The sequence below is a fragment of the Variovorax glucosi genome (assembly GCF_051216695.1).
GTDB lineage: Bacteria > Pseudomonadota > Gammaproteobacteria > Burkholderiales > Burkholderiaceae_C > Variovorax.
Genome location: NZ_JBPJZE010000171.1, coordinates 1 through 1,271, shown reverse-complemented (window position 1 = coordinate 1,271; position 1,271 = coordinate 1). Strand labels below are relative to the sequence as shown.

Below are 1,271 nucleotides of genomic sequence, written 5' to 3'. Positions count from 1 at the left end.
CCGGTACGCTGCAGATCGTCAAGGGCGCCAAGGCCGGCTCGGTCATCGGCTTCGGGCATGGCTTCTCGCAGGCCAGCGAGATCGGGCCGGGCGAGCGCAGCGCGGCGGAAGTGCGCATCGAGCGCCTTGGCGACCGCAAGGTGCCGGTCGGGGCATGGGACTACCGCATCGACTACAACCTCACGGCAGGCGCGCAGCAGGTGCGCAACCGGGTATTGAGCAGCAACCGGGTGATTCGCACGACAGGCGCGCCGGAGGCCTTACCCCCGTCGCCGCGAATGAGCAGCGAGGCGCTGCTGGCCGAGGTTGCCGGGCGTTAGCTCAGGCGTCGTTCACGCGCCACTGTGCCAGCGCGAAATCGCGGGTCACCAGGTTTTCGGCCAGCAGGAACTTCTTGACCTCGTCGAGCAGTGCCAGGCCTTCGGGCGGATACGCGGCCTCGGGAAAATGCGAAAGCGGATGCGAGACCTTCACGATGTCCAGCGGAAAGCCGCTGACCTCCGAATGAAAGGCGTAGTAGTCCGCGCTGTTGCGACGGATCTCCTGCAGCGCCGTACGGCGCGCGCGCGTCCATGCGGCGGGCAACCCGGGCGCTGCCGCAAGCACCTTGCCGGACGCGACGATCACCGAGGTGCCGCGCAGCGTTGGATGCTTCTCGGCCTCGTCGATGACCGGGTAGCCGCGCGAGGCCAGCAGCGGCCCCACGTCGATCTGCGCCGCAAAGGCGGCGATCGAGCCCTGGTCTAGCGCTGCTTCACCGTCACGCGGGAACATGTGGATCACCTTGACGGACTTCTGCAGTCCGTTTTCCTTGAGCAGGCCCAGCACGTAGCGGTGCATGTAGGAGCCGCGCGCCACGCCGATGGATTGCCCTTCGAGTTCCTTCACGCTGCGCACGCCGTTGCGCGGCGTGAGTAGCCAGACGTTCATGCCCACCGCGTCGAAGCCGATGAGCTGGCCATCGAGTCCGCGCGAGCGGGCCACCACGGCGGGCGTGTCGCCGTAGATGCCGACGTCGAGCGCGCCCGAGAGAAAGGCTTCGTTGAGATCGGGCCCGTTCGGAAAGTTGCGCGTCGTCACTTCCCTGAAGCCGAGCGGCGCCAGCTCGCGCAGCAGGTGCCCCTGGCGCAGCGCCCAGCCAGTGGCGTTCGCGGGCTTCTTGCCCGGGCCGATGTAGCCGAGGCGCAGCACCTGGCCGTTGCCCTGCGCCATGGAAAAGATGGGCAGTGCGCTCGCGGCTGCAGCGGCAACAGCGCCGCGCAGCAACCGGC

The 1,271-nt window shown here is 68.3% G+C and carries 1 protein-coding gene and 1 pseudogene; one reads left to right on the top strand and one right to left on the bottom strand.

From position 1 onward, the window contains the following. Positions 1–320: pseudogene (locus ACSFA3_RS23965) on the top strand (hypothetical protein); the annotation flags it as partial. 1 nt (position 321) lies between these two features. Here the strand turns inward: ACSFA3_RS23965 and ACSFA3_RS23960 are convergent. Next, positions 322–1,271: ABC transporter substrate-binding protein (locus tag ACSFA3_RS23960; protein WP_435507895.1), on the bottom strand; the 950-nt coding region annotated here is incomplete at its 5' end.